Source organism: Chromatium okenii (assembly GCF_016583745.1).
Classification (GTDB): domain Bacteria; phylum Pseudomonadota; class Gammaproteobacteria; order Chromatiales; family Chromatiaceae; genus Chromatium; species Chromatium okenii.
Genome location: NZ_NRRQ01000009.1, coordinates 15,630 through 33,986, shown reverse-complemented (window position 1 = coordinate 33,986; position 18,357 = coordinate 15,630). Strand labels below are relative to the sequence as shown.

Here is an 18,357-nt window from a genome sequence, read left to right as displayed (position 1 = left end):
GGTTATTCCGCGCTCGCCTTCGCTAACGACGTGGCTGGTGGCACCGACCACAGCCGTTCGAGGTGATAAAACTCGCGCACCTTCGCCTGCATCACATGCACCACCACGCCGTTGAGGTCAACCAACGCCCACTCGCCCTGCGCCAGCCCTTCGCTGCCGAGCGGCGTTTCGCCAGCATCCTTGGCACGAAAGGCGACGGTTTCCGCAATCGCCTTGACGTGCCGATCCGAGGTGCCGGACGCCACAATCATGTAATCGGTAATCGCGGTTTGCCCGCGCACATCCAGCACGGTCACATCCCGCGCTTTCATATCGTCCAGCGCCGTGAGCACCAATTGGTGTAACTCTTCAACGTGCATGTAGTTGTCTCAATTGCGAAAAAAACAAAAAGGCGCGGTGATCAGCGATATAACCGCTCGCGCTCAATCAGCGCCAACACCGCCTCGGGCAGGAGATAACGCGGACTCAAACTGCTCGCAATGAGCTGGCGAATCTGCGTCGAAGAAATGGCAAGCGGCGTCACCGCCTGCCGGAAAATGTATCCCGCAGGTGCCGCAGCGAGTGCCGCAGGTGCGGTCGTACCGTGCTGGCGCTCCAACGCCACCAGCGCCGGCTCCGTCACTGCCGCGCTGTGCGGGCGCGTCATTACTACTAAATGCGCGAGCTTGAGCAAATCGTGGGGACGCCGCCACGTTAAAAAATGCGCAAACGCATCAGCACCCAATAATAAACACAACGGCATTGTCGCGCCGTATTCAGCCCGCAATGCCGTTAACGTATCAATTGAAAAGGAACTGCCGGAGCGATCTAATTCGCGGGTATCCACAACAAAATCGGCTTGTTCACGAATTGCTGCGGCTAACAATTGTAAGCGTTGCGCCGCAGTGGCAATGGGTTGCGGGCGATGCACCGCCACCTTTAATGGAATTAAACGGATTTCCTGCAAATCTAATGCTTGGCGGCATTCCAACGCCGGGCGTAAATGCCCAAAATGAATGGGATCAAAGGTGCCGCCAAGAATTCCGATCATTGCCGCAATCACACCACCATCAATTGTGTGATTTTAACAGCAATTTCAGAATTTTTAGGTTAATCACCCAAAAACGATAAAATTGCCAAGTAAACGACGTGCGCATATAACGCACCCAAGGCGTGGGCACTGGTGGATAATATGCCTGTTGATAGGGTTCTTTATTCTTTGCAGCCATGATATTGCACTCCGGTGAATGATGAGACGCGCTGAAAAATCAATCAGGAAGAAATGACCAACCAAACCGCAGTTTTGCCTGATAAATAAAGACGTGATGCAGGATGTATTTCATCCAATGTCCCGCCAACCCAATCTCACCAAACGTCAAATTCATATCCCGTCCATATTCAGGATAAGTATCGTAATCAGGCACCACTGGGAATACCGTCATCGTCGCCGCCGTGCCCTTGAAAATATGCGAACCTGTGGAAGCAACACAAGCTGCGCCCATCTCACCCATTGACGCAGTGTGCGTCGGTTCTGGCGCACCTTTCAACATGTCCCGAATACTCTCAGCCACTGCTTTTCCAATCGTTGCTGATGGCATTCCAGTACGCGGCGGCGTCGGACTAATTTGCACACCGCTGGGGCTTTTCATCACCTTGCTAATCGGATGCGGCGGCGCAAAAGCAATACCGATTGCAAAGATGTTTTTATAGCGCGGGGTCTGATAAGTACGCGGCCAATCTGCTTTACTCCAATCCTCAAAAGCTTTTGGATTGTAATCTGCATCCACCTTCATAAAGCCATTGGGCGCAAAAAGTTGATCGGTCATATCGGCATCAGCGGCATCAAAGGCTTTCAAACCCACGCCCGCAAATGGTGGAATGAGCATTGAAAAATCGAAATCAAGTTCATGCTGACTGCCATCGAGCAATTCATAATGAATCTTGCCCGGTTCAATCTTGCTAACGTGGGCGCGGGTAATCCATTCCATATCGCGCTCAACCATCAACGATTCCGCAAAAATTTTGCCGTTGGTGACATAACCGCCCCGCGTGATATGGACACCGCCCATACCAAAATCACCCAATTCATATTCATTACTAATCCACACCAAACGCCCGCGTTCACGCACTCCCGCCTCGCGCAGCGCGTGGTCAATATTATAAATGTATTCAAAAGCGGCACCTTGACAAGTACACATGCCATGACCGGTACCCACGACAAAGGTGCGTTCTGCACCTTGCTTCATCGCTTCAATCTGTTTTTGTAATTGCGCATTCGCTTCTAACGCATGACCCGGCGTACACACTGACACCGTATAACCAGTCTCCGGCCCTAATCCCGGCGTCGCTCCAAAGTTCAATTTTGGGCCGGTCGCGTTAATTAAATAATCGTATTCAACCGTATCGGTTTGACCAGAACGCGCCAATTCCGTGTATTCAATCGTCACGAATGGCTTGGCGTGTTCGCTATTGCCATCGGGATGAACTGACAGCGCCTTCGCTTGCCGGAACTCAACGTTGACCTTTTTATAGACGGGTGCCAACTCAAAAGTCACCTGCCGCTCAGTCATTTCTCCAATCCCAACCCAGATATTGGAGGGAATCCAATTCCATTTAGAATTCGGCGAAACCACAATCACCTGATGTTTTTTACCGATCCATTTTCCCAAATAACGCGCAGCAGTATGTCCAGAAATACCCGCGCCAAGAATGACGATGCGTGCCATACAATAGAACTCCAGAATTGCTAACGTGGTGGCAAAATAACGACAACATGAGCGGCGCAATTGCGGTCGCACTCATGCCCCGTTCTATTTTTATCAAGATGCGTCATTCTTGTCGAGAACTAGAATTAACTGCTTATATTCGCAACTACCGACCTTGCCGTATTCACAACGGCGCAGCGTTTAACCGCGCACCTCGCCATTGCCTAACACAATGAATTTTACCGAGGTTAAACCTTCTAATCCGACCGGCCCTCGCGCATGAAATTTATCAGTGCTGATCCCAATTTCCGCACCTAAACCGTATTCAAAACCATCGGCAAAGCGCGTTGACGCATTTACCATTACTGAACTGGAATCCACTTCGCGCAAAAATTGCCGCGCTCGCGTGTAATCTTCCGTCACAATAGCATCGGTATGCGCTGAACCGTGCTGCGCGATATGCGCAATTGCCGTATCAATACCATCTACAATCCGAATGGATAAAATTGGCGCAAGATATTCAGTATCCCAATCCACTTCGGTTGCGACCAATGCCGCAGGAATGATCTCACAGGTACGCAAACAACCGCGCAATTCAACGCCTTTTTCTTGATATGCCGTTGCTAAACGCGGCAAAATTGCCGCAGCAATTGCAGCGTCAACCAATAGCGTTTCCATCGTATTACAAGTGCCATAACGTTGCGTTTTTGCATTCAGCGCAATTGCAAAAGCCTTATTCAAATCCGCTGCCGCATCAATATAAACATGGCAGATACCATCTAAATGTTTAATCACCGGCACCCGCGCTTCGTGGCTAATGCGTTCAATTAAACTTTTACCACCGCGTGGAATAATCACATCAACATATTTGGGCATTGTCACCAACGCCCCGACCGCCGCCCGGTCAGTGGTTGCGACCACCTGCACCCCGTCCATTGGCAACGCAGCGTGCGCTAAACCTTGCTGAATGCAGCGAGCAAGTGCCTGATTTGACTCGAAAGATTCTGAGCCACCGCGCAACACGGTTGCATTGCCCGATTTCAAACACAGCGCCGCAGCGTCCACCGTCACATTGGGGCGCGATTCATAAATAATGCCAATTACACCCAGCGGAACGCGCATTCGCCCAACTTGAATTCCCGATGGACGATTATTGAGATCAGTAATTGCACCAATGGGATCAGGTAAAGCGGCAATTTCGCGCACCCCGTCAATCATGGCATCAATTCGTGCTGGGGTCAGCGCAAGGCGATCTAATAATGCCGCATCTAATCCCTTTGCTGCGCCTGCTGCCAAATCAAGTTGATTGGCGTGCATAATCAGGTCACGGTGATGATTTAATTCGTCAGCAATCGCCAACAATGCAGTATTTTTTTGACCTGTCGGTGCTTGCGCTATCACACGAGCAGCAATCCGCGCTCGCTGCCCAAGATCATTCATATAGGTGGCAATATCAGAGATTGAGGTGTCAGTCATATTCAGATTTTTGAGGTCGGTGAATAGAAAAGTGGATTGAGTTACACAATCGCATTAAACAGGATTCGTATTAAAAAGAACTACCAAGGCATCATGTTGTTCATAAAATTCATCGGGCGGCTGATATTTTGATTCATCACTGCCAAGTCATTGCGCATTGATGTCGTTGCCAGCGTCATACTTTGCATTGAGCGATCCATATTTTGAATGCTGACTAACATTGGCTCCAACGTATTCACATTTTGCGCCATTGACTCCACATTGCCGGACATCGTGCGCACGTTATTACTCATCAGTACCACGCTTTCTGACATCATTTTGACGTTATTGGCCATGGTGGTCATATTCGTATCGACGCTGACAGTGAGATAGTGCATGTCTTTGGCTAAACTAAAAATTAAATAAAAGCCGTAAGCAGCCAGAATAATGAACGCAAATAGCGTTGGATAGACAATCAATTCCCAGCGTTTGGCGCTGGTTTCAAAGGCTTGCGAGAGACGATCAATTGCAAACGCATTAAGCTGAGAATCCGTAGCGGTAGAATTGAGGGCATCTAAATGTGCAGGGTTTTTGAGGTCTTCAGACGTGGGCATTTCAGTTGTCATAATGAACCTAGCTGACAAGATGCGGATAAAGTGCCGCCGCTAAACCCATGAACTCGTGCGCCGCCTTGCCGCGTGGTTCGAGTTCAAACACCGCTAATCCTTCGCTAAAAGAACGACGAAACACGGTGCGCTGAGAGAGGCGCGATTTAATAAAACGAATTCCAGGTAACGCAATCAACGCCGCAGCAGTTTCATTCGTTTCCTGTATTGAGTGATGCGTGTCGCCGCGATTGATAAAGCCAATAATTTCGAGCGGTTTTTCACGTTCAATCGCGGCAATGAAATGTAAATAACGCTGCGTTGACCATAAATCTGCTTGCGAGGGCGGCACTGGCACCACCACCCGATCACAGAGTGTCAATGCCAAACGCATACTCTCCATGTCCGCTGCGCCAACATCAATCAGCGTTTCACTTGCTTGCCGCAACTTTTCTGAAGTTAATGCTTTACAATCAAGTGCTTGCAGCGCAGGCGTCCAGTTTTCTTCCCGCCGCACGTCAATGACATCCAACAGCGTCGCCTGTGGATCGGCGTCCACCACCAGCACCTTATTTTCCGCCAGCGTGAGCCACACCGCTAAATTAAATGTCAGTGTGCTTTTGCCTGATCCGCCTTTCAAACTACCAACAATCGTAATCATGGTGATGTGCTGTAATGAAATAAAAAACTGAATTGTTATTGCGCTGCTGGCGGTGTTTCCAAGCGCGTGTAATCCGCTGGAATTTGGAATAATTCATCCGGTTGCTTGCCCAGTGTAATCTGCTGCAAGGCGCGGACATTGCCACCAGTGAATTCTTCGCGCACCGCGAGTTTTAATACCGGATCAAACCATTGCAAAGTGCGTACTGGCGTTTGATTGGGCATGGTCACGGTCATTTCCCATTTTTCTACAGCGCGACCTGCAATTGTTTCCGTGCCGAGTTGTTTTAATTCCATTGCTTGTCCATTCGGCATTGCATATTTCAATGGCAAACCGCGTTCGACATCCAACCATTGCGTGCCGGTCAAGGTTTTACCCTCGCGGGTCACGCTCATTTCCCATTGCACCGCCGCCCGTCCCGCCACTTGATCGACTCCCACGCGGCGGCAAGTCACCGCTTGCAGCCCGTCACAAGGATCGTGTTCCGCCGACGGCGGCGCCGGCACCGGCGCGACTTCACCAGCAGGCGCACTGCGTTCTAAATAGCCTTTGTGTTGGGGAAACAACACCCAGTCGGCGCGTCGCGCTTGATCGCTGATGCGCACGATCTGTTGCCCGTTTTGTTCCAGCTCCACCCGCACGCGCCCCGCGCCGACAAACATCTTGCCGGTTGTGGGCGCACTATCCGGCCCGCTGCTGACCATTTCTGCGGCAAATTGCACCGGCTCGGCGGCATTCGCCGTGCCAATAATTGCGGCACCAAACAGCAGCGTGAATGAGGTTAAGGCTTGAATGTTCATGGTTTTTCTCTCGTGATGCGCTAGTGCAGTGGACGCCAAACGGCGGGTGAGCGGCGCTGTTCTGATTCTGATAAAGGACGAAAGTGATAACCGGCGGGATCATGCGGCAGCGTCTGTCGGCGCGGATCACCGCGAAAACGATACTCATGCTCCGCTGGCACTTCCTGCGCTGCCGGTACCGGCGGCAGTGACCAATCGCGCCAATCCGCTGCCGCTGGTGCTGAAACTGGCGGCGGGGCGGCGCTGACGCTTCCGAGCGCCAGCAGTCCCCACGCCAGCCAGCACCAGCGCGGCATGAGCACCGTCAACTGTGATCCGCGTCCGCATCATCATCCGTTTTGAGGCGGATACCGCGCCGAGGTGGTTTTTTAGCAGATGCCGCTGCTTTTGCTACCGGTTCGGGTTCAGCAGCAGGCGGTGCAACGTCTTCTGCCACCTCAACCGCAGTCTCCGCAGGTGTTGGTGCTGGCTTCCGCGCCGGTGGGGGCGCTTCCGAACGTGGTAACACGCCTTTCACGCCGTCCAACAGCAACAAGCCGATTCCGCGCACTGCGTCAAACAGCAGCAGCACTAACTGACCCATCCAGCCCCAGATTCCGCGTGGTTGCGCGCCCGCCAGCGCCGTTTGCAACCGACACGGCAACGCCACGCCGGGCGCGTGAGCGCTGGCAACCGCGCACATATCTTTACTGGCCGCCACGCAGCCGAGCGGAATCACGATCAAGGTCAACACGGTTGACACCAAGACGCCGGCCAACAGCGAGATCGCCATGCCCTGAAAAATCGGGTCAGTGATGATGACGCTCGAGCCAGCGACCAGCGCGAAAGCGGTGATTAAGATCGGGCGCGTGCGGATTTTGCAGGCGCGGATCATCGCCTCATCAACCGCCACGCCGTTTTGGATGTCGTGAAGCGCAAAATCCACCAGCAAAATCGAATTGCGGACGATGATGCCCGCCAACGCGATCCAGCCAATCATCGACGTCGCGGTGAATTCGCCGCCCAGCCCCAGCGCAAACATCACCGCATGAGCCGGAATGATGCCCAGCAAGGTCAGCGGAATCGGTGCCATGATCACCAGCGGGATGCGGAAATTGCCGAATTCCCACACCACCAAGATGTAAATCAACACCAGCGCGACCACGAACGCCGCGCCCATATCGCGGAAGGTTTCATACGTCACCGTCCACTCGCCCGCCCATTCCCATGACAACCGCGCATCATCTGGCGGTGGGCCGAGCCAGAAAAACGCATCTTCAAATCCCCCCAACCCCCCTTTTTCTAAGGGGGGCTCAAATCCCCCGGCGGGCTTACTGCCATCCGGCGCGGTGTAGTCACGCGCAGCCAACAAATCTTGAATCTGGAACATCGCGTACACCGGCGCCGCCAACCGCCCGCCCACGTCAGCAACGACATATTCCACCGGACGTAAATCCTTGTGAAAAATCAAATCTTCTTCTGGCGTGCGCTGAAAGTGCCCCAGCTCGCTCAACGGCACCGTGCCGGCGCTCGCCGTGATCGGCACATCGCCCAGCCGGTGAATTTGTGACCGCTCCGCCAGCGGCACCTGCAACACGATCTGAATCGGCTCGTGTCCACTTTGCCGCCCCGCCTGCTGCTTGATGTCGCCCAGCGGCACCCCGCCCAACGCCATCGCTAAATTGCGGTTGATGGTGTCCACCGCAATCCCGCGCCGTACCGCCTTTTCCGTGTCCACCTCAAAGCGCCAATAGTCATACGGCGTCCGCAGATAATTATCGACATCCCGCGCACTCTCAGCTTCCGCAAAAACAGCAGTGACATCCCGCGCAAACTGACGGCGCAGCTCCGGCGTGGGGCCGTGAATTTCCGCCACCACTGATTGCAGCACCGGCGGCCCCGGCGGCATTTCGACGACAGCAATCGTCGCTCCCGCCTGCTGCGCCAACTCCCGCACCAGCTCTCGCGCTTGGGTGGCGATCTCGTGGCTCGTGCGATCGCGGTCATGTTTATCGGTGAGCTGCACCTGCAATTCACCCTGCCAAGGTTCTTGGCGAAAATAGTAATGCCGCACCATCCCGTTGAAATCGAACGGCCGCGCCGTGCCGGCATAAAGCTGAATGGCGACCACCTCCGGCAGGGTGCGCAAGGTCTCCGCCATCCGCTGCGCCAGATTCGCCGTCACCGGTAACGCGGTGCCTTCCGGCAGATCAATCACCACCGAAAACTCTGGCTTGTTATCCAGCGGCATCATCTTCACTGCGACCCCTTGGAAATAGAACAACGAGCACGCCAGCGCCAACGTGCCCCACAGCACCAGCCGGAAATTGCGGCGCTTGCGCGGGTCTGCGATCAGCGGCGTGAGGATGCGGCGGAAGAAGGTTTCCATCCGCTCGGCGTCACGGTGCTCGCGGAGTTCAGCGGCTTTGAGGTAGCGCATCGACGGCCGCAGCCAGTTGGAAATCGCCAGATACGGCGTGAACACGAACGCGGCGAACAGCGAGATGAACATCGCCACTGAACCGAGCACCGGAATCGGTGCCATGTACGGCCCCATCATCCCGCTGACAAAGCCCATCGGCAGCAGGGCGGCGATCACGGTGAAGGTCGCCAAAATGGTGGGATTGCCGACTTCGCGCACTGCATCCACCGCCGTCTCTTCATCGGTGCAGCCGTTGGCGAGCCAGCGCCGGTAGATGTTTTCAATCACCACGATGGCGTCGTCCACCAGAATGCCGATGGAAAAAATCAGGGCAAATAAACTCACGCGGTCAATGGTGAAGTTGCCGACCCACGCGACAAACACGGTCATAAATAAGACGACTGGAATCACCAGCATCACCACGATGGCGGGGCGCAGCGCCCGGAATGCCAGCAGCACCAAAATCACCACAAACGAAGTGGCTTTGATCAATTTCAGAATCAGCTCGGAGACTTTTTGATCGGCGGATTGCCCGTAATTGCGGGTGACGCTGACCGCGACGTTGGCGGGAATGCGGGTGCCTTTCAGTTCTTCCACGCGCTCCAATAACGCCTGCGCGACGGTGACGCCGTTGGTTAATTCCTTTTTGGCAATGGCGATGGTGACGGCAGGACGCCCATCCGCTCGCGTCGCCGTGTCATCTCCCCCCTTAGAAAAAGGGGGGCTGGGGGGGATTTCCGCCGCCGGCCCGGTGTAATAAGCGACCAACTGCGCGGAATCTTCTGCGCCCAGCGTGACCTCGGCAACGTCGCGCAGATACACCGGCATCTCGTTGAACGTCCCGACGACGAGGCGGCGAATGTCCTCCACGCCAGTCAAAAACGCGCCGGTCGTGACGGTGAAATGGGCGCCGCTGGTTTCCACACCGCCGGCCAGCGTTTCCGCATTCGCACTTTTGAGCGTTTGCGCGATCTGATCGAGGCTGATGTGATAGCCCGACAACCGCTCCGGCGCGACGTTAATGGTGACCTGCTCGCGCCGCCCGCCGACGATGAAGGCATTGCCGGTATTTTTGACCTGCTTGAGCGCCTGCAAGGTGTCCTGCGCCAACAGCCGCAACTGCCCATCATCGACATCCGGTGCGCCATCTTGATCGAGGTCTTTTGACCACAGCGTGAGCGTGACGATGGGCACATCGTCAATGCCTTTGCTCTTCACCAGCGGCGGCAACATGCCCGGTGGCACCTTGTCCAGATTGGAATCGAGCTTGTCGTTCACCTTGATCAACGACGGCCCCATTTTTTGCCCAACCTCAAACTCCACCGTGACGACGCCTTGCCCACGCTGCGAGACCGAGTAGACATGTTTGATGCCCGGAATCTCGCTCATGATCCGCTCCAGCGGCTGCGCGGCGAGATTCGTCACCTGCTGCGCGGACGCGCCGGGGTACTGAATCATGATGTCTATCATCGGCACCGAAATCTGCGGGTCTTCCTGACGCGGTGTCAGCAGCAGTCCCATGATCCCCATTAACAGCATGGCGACATAAAACAGCGGTGAGAGCGGCGAGCGGATGAAAAACTGGGCGGCGCGTCCAGCAAGGCCCAAATAGGCGTCATCTGGCGGCGTGCGTTCGGGGAGTTCGGGTGGCGTGAGGGGCGGTTGCAAATGAGCGGTCACGATTGAATCACTCCGGCGGTGGTCAGTTGAAAGCTAGGCGAGCTAGGCAAGCTAGGCGAGCTAGGCAAGCTAGGCGAGCTAGGCAAGCGAGACGGTTGGCAGTGAAGCAGTTGGCGGTGGTCATCACCGCAGCGTGCCCATGTCCTTTGCCCAGCCCGCGCTGACATTGGGACCCGGATTGGTCAACACGCGCTCGCCCACTTTCAGCCCGCTTAACACCGTCACCATGCTTGCGCTCACTGCTTCACCGACGCGAATCAAGCGCAACGTCGGTTCGCCGCTGTCACTCAACACATACACGCCCGGCAAGCTGCCGTTGTAACGCACCGCTGCGGTGGGAATGATCGGAATGGTGCCGGTCGTCGCTGTCTCATCGGGCACCAGCACCCGCGCATACATGCCCGGCTCCGACACGCCCTGCGGCAAATCAAACTTGATCTTCACCGTGTGACGCTCACGATCGGCCATCGGGAAGATGTGCGCAATCCGCGCTGGCACCCGCTGCCCCGCCGGGTCCAATTCTGCCTGCACCATCTGCCCTTCTTTCAAACCGCCGCGCAGGCGCGCGGGGATTTCGACCTCCACTTGGAGATAGTCGACATCCGCAAAGGTGAGCAACGGTTGTCCGGGCTGCACCGTGTCGCCGACTTCGACACACTTCTTCACGATCACGCCACCAAAAGGCGCGATGCTGCGGGCGTCCCGAAGTTTGGCATCCAGCGCCTGCACTTCGGCTTGCAACTGCAACAACGTATTGCGGGCGGACTGCACCTGAATTCCCGCTGCAAACAAATCCGCCGAGCGTTCTGTCCCGCGATCCCGATCACCCATAAAACTTTCCGCCGGGCGGGTGAACATCTGGTCAAACAAATTTGGTAAACCCATGCCACCGGGCGCAGTACGCGATTGCGGTGAGTCCATTTCACGTCCGTATTGCACATCGGCATTGCGCAATTGCGCCTCGGCACTCGCCAGTTGCGCCAATAACGCCCGCCGTTGCGCTAACAATTCCTCATCGCCAAGCGTCACCAAGCGCTTGCTCTCTTCAAAATGATCGCCCTCGCGCCCAGCAATGAAGGTCACGCGCCCCGGCACCTGCGCTGCCAGCGTCACCTCTTTATAGGCGACCACCGTGCCACCGAGTGAGACCGTTGGCGCATCGGGCGCTTGTTGAACGATAAAAACGTCGCCCGCTGCGGGTAATTCCGCCCAACTCAGTGGCGCAGCACCGCAAAGGGCAAGTAAGCAAGCAGCACACAAACTCTTTTTTTTGATTTTCATCGAATAACACACCAAATACTTTTTTGTTAAGTCCAAATGCCCGCTGATTTTTTTCAATGCTTAGATGTATTGGATTTAGCGTTGCGACGCGGGCGATGATCTGCATTTAAAGCGACGTCACGATGACTTCAATGCTCAAAATCCTAACATGACCCACCTGAAAAGTCTGTTTGATGCTGGACATAGGCGTGGTCAACGCATTGATCTGCTGGATCAGTAACCGCGTGCGCTAAACCATGATTCTCTCTGCTGAGAGCCTGTAAACCGATATTTTTTATTGCGCATTGCTGCGTAATGCTCAGTGATGCGCAACTGCCAATCCGCATAGCTACCAAAGCGCGTAATAAAGAAATGACGCGCACCGACTCAATCACGATCAATTCATGCACCGAATAAGAGCAGAATAAAATTTGCTCCGCCGGCGTATGTGTCGTTGACATTACGACACGTTTACTGAATTCAAATGCTTTATATTTAATGGATTGCTTAAAACGGTAATGGGAAAAACTGAGCAGCGAACGCACCGTCTTTGCTTGAATGTTACGTCCCGCCGTGCTAATTATTATTTGCCATCCAATTTTGACACGAGCGAATAAAATCAATTGTCCAACTAAAAACATAACGAAAAACAGCCATCCAATACTCAAATATCTTTTTCTGCTTGCGCGTCGCTGAGAGCTTGATTAACTTGATTTTTATAATTTTTGAGTCCGGGCATTCGACATGAAAAAACGTGAAGGATATTGAATAAGTCTTTGGTAAGTTCGTGCTCTGGCGAGTGAGCAGATTGGTCGAGAATCACGAGTTCTCCGCCGTTGTGCTCAATAATTTGTTGAATGAGTTCGTAGCCAAATCTTGCCAGTCGATCACGGTGGGCAACTACAAGTTGGATGCACTCGCCGCGCAGTGCGCGTTCCAAAATGCTGTTAAGCCCTTTTCTTTTGAAATTGAGTCCAGTACCAATGTCTTTAATGAGTTCTGCTTGTGGATATTTCTCGCGCATGAATTGAACTTGGCGGTCAAGATCATCGCGCTGTTTGAATGAAGACACGCGGCAATAGCTAATGATAACGCGCTGGGGTTGGATGCGGAGGTAGGCGTCAACGTCGTAGCGGCGCTGTCCGCTGCTGGTGCGAATATGCGGGATTTTGCCCGCATCTGCCCATTTTCTGAGCGTACAGGGGTGGCAACCAAGCCTTTTTGCAGCTTCTCTACTTGGAATGTACATAGGGGTTTCATGCCATAAGCAATGAGTAACGTTACTCAATAAAGCATAGCATATCATTTACTATGCTGTAACTTTTTCGCATTCAATTTCGCGCTTGATTTTTCCTGCTGCTCTGTACGCCAGCGAACAGAACGTGCGCAAGGTTCTGCTTATTCTCGTGTTTGACATTCAGAAACCTCCGCCGCGGTCGGAGGAGACGGATTCAATGAATGACGGTCACGGATGTCGCGCTGATGTCACTTGTTCCCAACCGCCTTCTTCCATCCAGAACCACGAAAGGATAGACACATGAATAATTTACGACGCGTAATGACACGTTTCCTGCTCGTGGCAGCCGCCACTGTGTCACTAGCCACAATCGGCGGTCAGGCAGTTGCTGCGACGGCGGACGATCTGAATCGAGACGCTACCCAAGCGTTACAGCTCTTGTATAAAACCAATCCCGCAGTCGCTGCAATCGCGAAGACGGCGCGGGCAGTCTTGGTGTTTCCGAGTGTCGTCAAGGCTGGGCTCGTTTTCGGCGGCAGTTATGGCGAAGGCGTTCTGACGAAAGGCGATAAGGTTGCCGGCTACTACAACTCGGTATCTGCGTCTTGGGGCTGGCAGGTTGGCGCTCAATCCTACAGCTATGTCGTCTTTCTTATGAACGACAAGACGTTGAGCTATCTGGACAAATCGGAAGGCTGGGAAATCGGAGTTGGGCCAACCTTGGTCGTTTTAGATGAAGGAGCCGCCAAGAATCTGTCCTCAACGACATTAAAGGATGATGCCTACGCCTTCATTTTCGATCAGCAGGGTCTCATGGTCGGTCTCAGCATCGAAGGGACGAAAATCACCCCCATTAGACGTTGATCTGACCGCATTGAATTGACTGCGGGCTGAGAATGCTCGCGGACAATTTTCAAAACCCGTTGGTTTTTTTCATTCCAACGGGACGCAACGAACGAACCAACCGCTCCAAATCGTTATTCAGTCACCGCCAAGGTGCCGCTTAAAGCAAATCGCTCAAAATCACGCCCACGCCAATTGAACTTTGCTTCCAGTTGTAATCAATCAAACTTTCCCCGTAGCCCGTGAAGGCTTGGACATATCCACGCAAGGGACCAAGAAGCGGACGGGAAGTCCAAGTGAATTGGGCAGCGCCCTTGTCGGTGTTCGGATTGCCGCGCCCCATCAGTGTGACGCTCTGACCGTGCCATTTGTAGACAGCGGTGATGTCGCCGTGTCCGTAATAATCAAGGATGTCTGGATTGTCGTCCTCATTGGCGTCTCCTTCGATGCGATACCAAGGTCTAATCAACAGGGCGAAGTTGCCCCGCTCGATCCCAAGTTCCGCGATTACACGATTCCAGCTCCGCGAGGTGGGATCAGAACGACCGTTGGACTGGTGATTGAGACCGACATTCAACAAGCGCCAATTGAATCCGCCAAACGCGAGACCGGGTCGATAGCTGACTATCAGCTCCGGCATGTAGTTGGTTTCGCGGAACGGACGCGAGAGTTCTCCGTTGTAGATTTGCCAGTGACTCTGCTGGGTGTAAGCGCCCCAGATACTCAAGCGGCGGTCAGCAAGCGTCCAAAGTCGCGCTTTGAAACTGACCTGAAAACGTGCCTCGATGGGGTCAAGCTCTTGGCGCGGAACCTCAGCAGGATCAAGCAAAGGCGAGGATGGGCGTTCGTTAACTCGGTCGGTATAGCGCCCAAATAATAGATAGTTAGGGCGGTACAGATTGACCATGTAACGGGGGGAGGCAGGATCAAAACTCCACGCTGCATCAATCAAGGACGCCGGGGCAGTGACCGCTGCTGGCTCGGGCACCGGCTGCCGAAATGCCAATGGTGGGCGCGGTTGCACGAGATCGCGCTCTCTGCTCGCCCGGTCGTAACAGGCAAGCCGCACCCGGTCAACTGTCATCGCCGCACAGTCAGCATCATCTGGTGCTGCGTGCGCCAGCGAGGGAACAGCGACTGCTGAACCGATGACAAGCGCGGCTGCAATCAATGCGGTCAGCATCCAATTATTTTGATGTATTTGATTGAACATCAGTCGTTTTCTCTGTTGGCGAGCGCGTCCCAACCCGAGTGTCAAAAACTGGACATCTGCCAGCGGGACGATAATAAGGCTCGCCACACTACGCTCACCATCCAGTCAATGTCTGTTCGCTAACGCACAGAGCGCGGCGATCTAACCGTTTATCAACCTCTCCGCCGCGTGTTATCAGCCGCTTCGTAACCACGCCGATTATCAATCATCCTCAATAAAGACCTCCGATGCTTTTTATACGGCATCGCATCAAAAAATAAAGAATTGGCTTATGTGCGATGCCGCACCGAGCACGTTCGCTTATGAAGCGTAGTGTGTGAATTGAGCAGTGGGAAACAGCATTCCACGCTCAAGTCGTTCTCAATTCACCGTTCAGGAGAGTTTCAATGAACAAAGAACAAGTCAAAGGTCGCTATGAAGAAGCGAAAGGCAAGGTGAAGGAAGTTGCCGGCAAAGCAGTTGGCAATGACGCGCTGGAGATTAGAGGTAAGGTTCAAAAAAACGCTGGCAAGATTCAGGCAAGCGTTGGTGATCGTAAAAAAAATAGCAAGGATGACCACTGATCTATCGCTGTACCAACTCGCGCTCGCGCCGCCGCGTTGCGGGCGTGAATTGGCACTGCCAAGGGTTCAGACCATGCCGTTTTGGTGTGGTTTGCAATCAAACTTTTTAATGACTTTAATGGAAGTGCCATTATGACTATTTCACTGGGCACCATTTTACTCATCGTTCTCATTTTACTGCTGTTGGGCGCAATTCCAACTTGGCCACATAGTCGGAGTTGGGGCTATGCGCCGAGCGGCGTAATCGGAACAGTTTTGCTCATTGTATTCGTTCTTTTATTGCTTGGACGCTTATAAACGCGATGACGTATTGAGTAGCCATTCGCTCACATTGTTCACATTTCAGTACCAAGGTTCACCTATGAGAATCACAACAGATCGTCTGCCGTTGAGTGCGTCGAAGAGTCTATTTTTGATCGCTTTTTTATCAGCCATGCTTGGAGTCGTCGGCTGTGAGCAGCAAGGAACGGCTGAAAAAGCTGGGGAAAAATTGGATCGAGCGGCTGCAACCGCCAGCGACAAGCTGGATGCAGCGAAGGCGTCATTGAGCGGGGAAGCTGAACGCACTGGAGACTACATGGACGACGCGGGAATCACCGCCAAGATCAAGGCGGAAATCTTGGGCGATCCGACGCTGAAAGTTTTTCAGATTCACGTCGCCACCACAGGCGGTGTCGTGACGTTGAGCGGCACGCTTGATGCGCAGTTGAGTATCAACCGGGCAGTGGATTTGGCTCGCGGTACCCAGAATGTGACCTCGGTCGAGAATCGCCTGATTCTCAAATAAGCAGGTCAAGCCCAACACGGAAGGCAGCACCACCGAGCAGGGATGCTCATCGGCTCAGAGGTTGATTGAGCCATCATCTAAGACACCATTTAAGGAATCCTCACCATGAATCAGCATCGCATTCGTACTGGACTCACGAGCATCACCGCCGTCACCAGCCTACTTCTTGGCGCATCGCTCGTGGGTGCTGACGCGGTTTATGCCCGCTCCGACGAAGGCTGGCGTCCTGATCCTACGCAGCGCGTTGGGACATACATTGATCGGATGGCTAAAGACCTTGATCTGACTGAGGTACAGCAAACGGAGATTCACAAGATCATGGCAGCTGAACAGGCGCAGCGTGATCTGCAACGTGTGGATACCCGCAAACAGATTACTGCCGTGTTGACGGACATCCAGCGGGCTAAACGTGAGGAGATCATGCAGACGCGCATGGAGCATGATCTGGATCGGATGACCGACCGGCTTGATCTCACCGACGATCAAGTCGCTCAGATCAAGGTGTTATTTGATGCGCAGCGGACGAATCCAGAAATGACCCGCACCCAACTGCGTGAGGGCATTGCGGCAGTTCTGACCGATGAGCAGCGCACGAATCTCAAGGATCGGAAACGTTCTGGCGGCGACCGCTAAACGTCGCAGGCAACGCAGTTTTGCTGCCTCAGCTTTGAGGCAGCGATGAGACAAGGTGCCCGGTAGCGGCATTTTTGTCGTGTCCGCGCTGGCGCGATCTCCGCTGAAATACCGCCGGGCGCGTTAAACGAGTGCTTCGCTCGCAAACTGATACCGACCGGGACTGATCTGCTTGGCGCGATACATGGCAGCATCCGCACGTTTGATTAACGCGTCGATGGTGTCGCCATCTTGCGGAAACAGGCTGATGCCAAGACTGGGAAGACAGCGCAGTTCTAACCCCGCGAGCAGATAAGCGGGCGTCAAGTCTGCGATTGCACCTCGCGCCGCGCTCGCCACATCTTCACGGTCGCGGATATTCGCTAAGACGACGATGAACTCGTCGCCGCCGAGCCGAGCAATCAAATCCTCAGCGCGGAAAGCGTCCAGCAGCCGATTCGCAAAACCCTGTAGGAGCTGATCACCCACCGGATGGCCGTAGGTGTCGTTGACCGACTTAAAATGATCCAGATCGAAAAACAACACCGCCAGATGACCACTTGCCCGCCGGGCGCTCGCCAGCATGTGATTGGCGAGTTGGTCAAGTAAGGCGCGACTGGGCAGACCAGTCAGAGGATCGTGTTGTGCCAGATAAATCGCCCGATCCTCGGATGCCTTGCGCCGGGTGACATCCTGATGCACCAGCAGCACCCGTCTCAGCACGCCTTGGGCGTCCAAAATCGCCTCCAAACGGGCGACGAACCAGCGATAAATATCGCGCTTGCACTTTAGCCGGTATTGCATCTCGCACGGCGCGGCATACGTCTCCATGAACCGGTCAAGATCATCGAGAATCCGCACCCGATCTTCGGGATGCAGCAAAGCCGCCCACTCATCCAGTTGATGCGGCAATTCTTCAAGGGCATAGCCGGTTTGCTGCCACCATTCGGGCGGAAAAAACACCTGATTGGTGTACACATCCCATTCCCAAAACGTTAATTCCGCAATCTCCGCTACCCGCCGTAACCGTTCTTTGATGTCGAGCAGCGCCTGCTCGCTGTATTTACGCGCACTGATGTCAATCAGAATAAGCCGCCAAAGTGGTTGACTGCCCTGCATCTCTAATCCCAAGCCAATTTCTAAAAAAACCCAGACCTGCTGTTGCCCAGACACCTGCTGCAAGCGCAGCTCGCAGGATTTGCGCTCGCCGGCGCTGCACTTCTGGCGGCGGCAGTGGTAATAAATGTCCTGATCGGCGGGGAGGATAAAGCGCGTTAGCGGCATCCCAACCGAGCTGCCCCGCGAGGTGCCCAGCAGGGTGGCGGCGGCAAGATTCGTCTCTTTAATCAGTCCCGCATCAGTGAGGGTGAGATAGCCTACGGGGGCGAGGTCGTAGAGGTCGAAATAACGCGTATACGACCATGCCAACGCTTCTTGGGTGCGACGCAGCTCCTCGTTTTGCATCTCCAGTTCAATCTGGTGGACGCGCAATTCGTGAACTAGCTGTTCATTTGTCTCGGACATGATGGCGTCCATTCCTGAGTTCACCTAAGTGG

20 protein-coding genes are annotated in these 18,357 nt (G+C 54.1%); 5 read left to right on the top strand and 15 right to left on the bottom strand.

From position 1 onward, the window contains the following. Positions 1-2 precede the first annotated feature (2 nt). From rsfS to CKO12_RS04785, 13 genes are all read right to left on the bottom strand, one after another. Positions 3-359 carry a ribosome silencing factor gene (gene rsfS / locus CKO12_RS04845; protein ID WP_200153606.1) on the bottom strand — a complete coding sequence of 119 codons (357 nt, stop codon included), beginning with the start codon at positions 357-359 and terminating at the stop codon, positions 3-5. Between the two features lie 41 nt (positions 360-400). Then, positions 401-1,030, bottom strand: coding sequence for a nicotinate-nucleotide adenylyltransferase (nadD, locus tag CKO12_RS04840; protein WP_200153605.1), 630 nt, complete (start codon positions 1,028-1,030; stop codon positions 401-403). A 19-nt stretch (positions 1,031-1,049) separates the two neighbouring features. Next, complete coding sequence (locus CKO12_RS04835) at positions 1,050-1,208, bottom strand: hypothetical protein (RefSeq protein WP_200153604.1); 159 nt, start codon at positions 1,206-1,208, stop codon at positions 1,050-1,052. A 39-nt stretch (positions 1,209-1,247) separates the two neighbouring features. Then, entirely contained in the window at positions 1,248-2,705 is a 1,458-nt protein-coding gene (locus CKO12_RS04830) for an NAD(P)/FAD-dependent oxidoreductase (RefSeq protein ID WP_200153603.1), read from the bottom strand. A 180-nt stretch (positions 2,706-2,885) separates the two neighbouring features. Next, the gene (locus tag CKO12_RS04825) at positions 2,886-4,160 is read right to left on the bottom strand and encodes a glutamate-5-semialdehyde dehydrogenase (RefSeq protein WP_200153602.1); all 1,275 of its coding nucleotides are present in this window, start codon (positions 4,158-4,160) and stop codon (positions 2,886-2,888) included. A gap of 80 nt (positions 4,161-4,240) precedes the next feature. Next, positions 4,241-4,753, bottom strand: a complete 513-nt coding sequence (locus CKO12_RS04820; protein WP_242466212.1) for a hypothetical protein — start codon at positions 4,751-4,753, stop codon at positions 4,241-4,243. Between the two features lie 19 nt (positions 4,754-4,772). After that, positions 4,773-5,405, bottom strand: a complete 633-nt coding sequence (locus CKO12_RS04815; protein ID WP_200153600.1) for a nucleotide-binding protein — start codon at positions 5,403-5,405, stop codon at positions 4,773-4,775. Positions 5,406-5,440: 35 nt separating this feature from the next. Next, complete coding sequence (locus CKO12_RS04810) at positions 5,441-6,205, bottom strand: LolA-like protein (RefSeq protein ID WP_200153599.1); 765 nt, start codon at positions 6,203-6,205, stop codon at positions 5,441-5,443. Positions 6,206-6,225: 20 nt separating this feature from the next. After that, positions 6,226-6,513, bottom strand: a complete 288-nt coding sequence (locus CKO12_RS04805) for a hypothetical protein (RefSeq protein ID WP_207146263.1) — start codon at positions 6,511-6,513, stop codon at positions 6,226-6,228. After that, on the bottom strand, positions 6,510-10,214 hold the full coding sequence (locus CKO12_RS04800; RefSeq protein WP_242466213.1) for an efflux RND transporter permease subunit: 3,705 nt from the start codon (positions 10,212-10,214) through the stop codon (positions 6,510-6,512). Before CKO12_RS04800 ends, CKO12_RS04805 begins: the two co-directional genes overlap by 4 nt. A 195-nt stretch (positions 10,215-10,409) precedes the next feature. Next, positions 10,410-11,567 carry an efflux RND transporter periplasmic adaptor subunit gene (locus tag CKO12_RS04795; RefSeq protein WP_200153597.1) on the bottom strand — a complete coding sequence of 386 codons (1,158 nt, stop codon included), beginning with the start codon at positions 11,565-11,567 and terminating at the stop codon, positions 10,410-10,412. A gap of 143 nt (positions 11,568-11,710) precedes the next feature. Continuing rightward, positions 11,711-12,214, bottom strand: a complete 504-nt coding sequence (locus CKO12_RS04790; protein ID WP_200153596.1) for a hypothetical protein — start codon at positions 12,212-12,214, stop codon at positions 11,711-11,713. Beyond that, complete coding sequence (locus CKO12_RS04785; protein WP_207146262.1) at positions 12,211-12,852, bottom strand: IS607 family transposase; 642 nt, start codon at positions 12,850-12,852, stop codon at positions 12,211-12,213. The genes CKO12_RS04790 and CKO12_RS04785 overlap by 4 nt, the downstream gene beginning before the upstream one ends. A 231-nt stretch (positions 12,853-13,083) precedes the next feature. Between CKO12_RS04785 and CKO12_RS04780 the strand changes: the two genes are divergently transcribed. Then, positions 13,084-13,647 (top strand): lipid-binding SYLF domain-containing protein, encoded by a 564-nt coding sequence (locus CKO12_RS04780; protein WP_200153594.1) that lies wholly within the window; start codon positions 13,084-13,086, stop codon positions 13,645-13,647. Between the two features lie 139 nt (positions 13,648-13,786). Here the strand turns inward: CKO12_RS04780 and CKO12_RS04775 are convergent, their stop codons facing one another. Further along, the gene (locus tag CKO12_RS04775) at positions 13,787-14,926 is read right to left on the bottom strand and encodes a phospholipase A (RefSeq protein ID WP_338032696.1); all 1,140 of its coding nucleotides are present in this window, start codon (positions 14,924-14,926) and stop codon (positions 13,787-13,789) included. A 299-nt stretch (positions 14,927-15,225) separates the two neighbouring features. Between CKO12_RS04775 and CKO12_RS04770 the strand changes: the two genes are divergently transcribed. From CKO12_RS04770 to CKO12_RS04755, 4 genes are all read left to right on the top strand, one after another. Further along, the gene (locus tag CKO12_RS04770; RefSeq protein ID WP_200153593.1) at positions 15,226-15,402 is read left to right on the top strand and encodes a CsbD family protein; all 177 of its coding nucleotides are present in this window, start codon (positions 15,226-15,228) and stop codon (positions 15,400-15,402) included. 138 nt (positions 15,403-15,540) lie between these two features. Further along, entirely contained in the window at positions 15,541-15,699 is a 159-nt protein-coding gene (locus CKO12_RS04765; RefSeq protein WP_476695832.1) for a DUF3309 family protein, read from the top strand. A gap of 136 nt (positions 15,700-15,835) precedes the next feature. Then, positions 15,836-16,189, top strand: a complete 354-nt coding sequence (locus CKO12_RS04760; protein WP_200153655.1) for a BON domain-containing protein — start codon at positions 15,836-15,838, stop codon at positions 16,187-16,189. Between the two features lie 105 nt (positions 16,190-16,294). Next, positions 16,295-16,822 carry a Spy/CpxP family protein refolding chaperone gene (locus CKO12_RS04755; RefSeq protein ID WP_200153591.1) on the top strand — a complete coding sequence of 176 codons (528 nt, stop codon included), beginning with the start codon at positions 16,295-16,297 and terminating at the stop codon, positions 16,820-16,822. Positions 16,823-16,945: 123 nt separating this feature from the next. On the opposite strand, the gene CKO12_RS04750 is transcribed toward CKO12_RS04755, so the two are convergent. Continuing rightward, positions 16,946-18,325 (bottom strand): diguanylate cyclase domain-containing protein, encoded by a 1,380-nt coding sequence (locus CKO12_RS04750; protein WP_242466211.1) that lies wholly within the window; start codon positions 18,323-18,325, stop codon positions 16,946-16,948. Positions 18,326-18,357 lie beyond the last annotated feature (32 nt).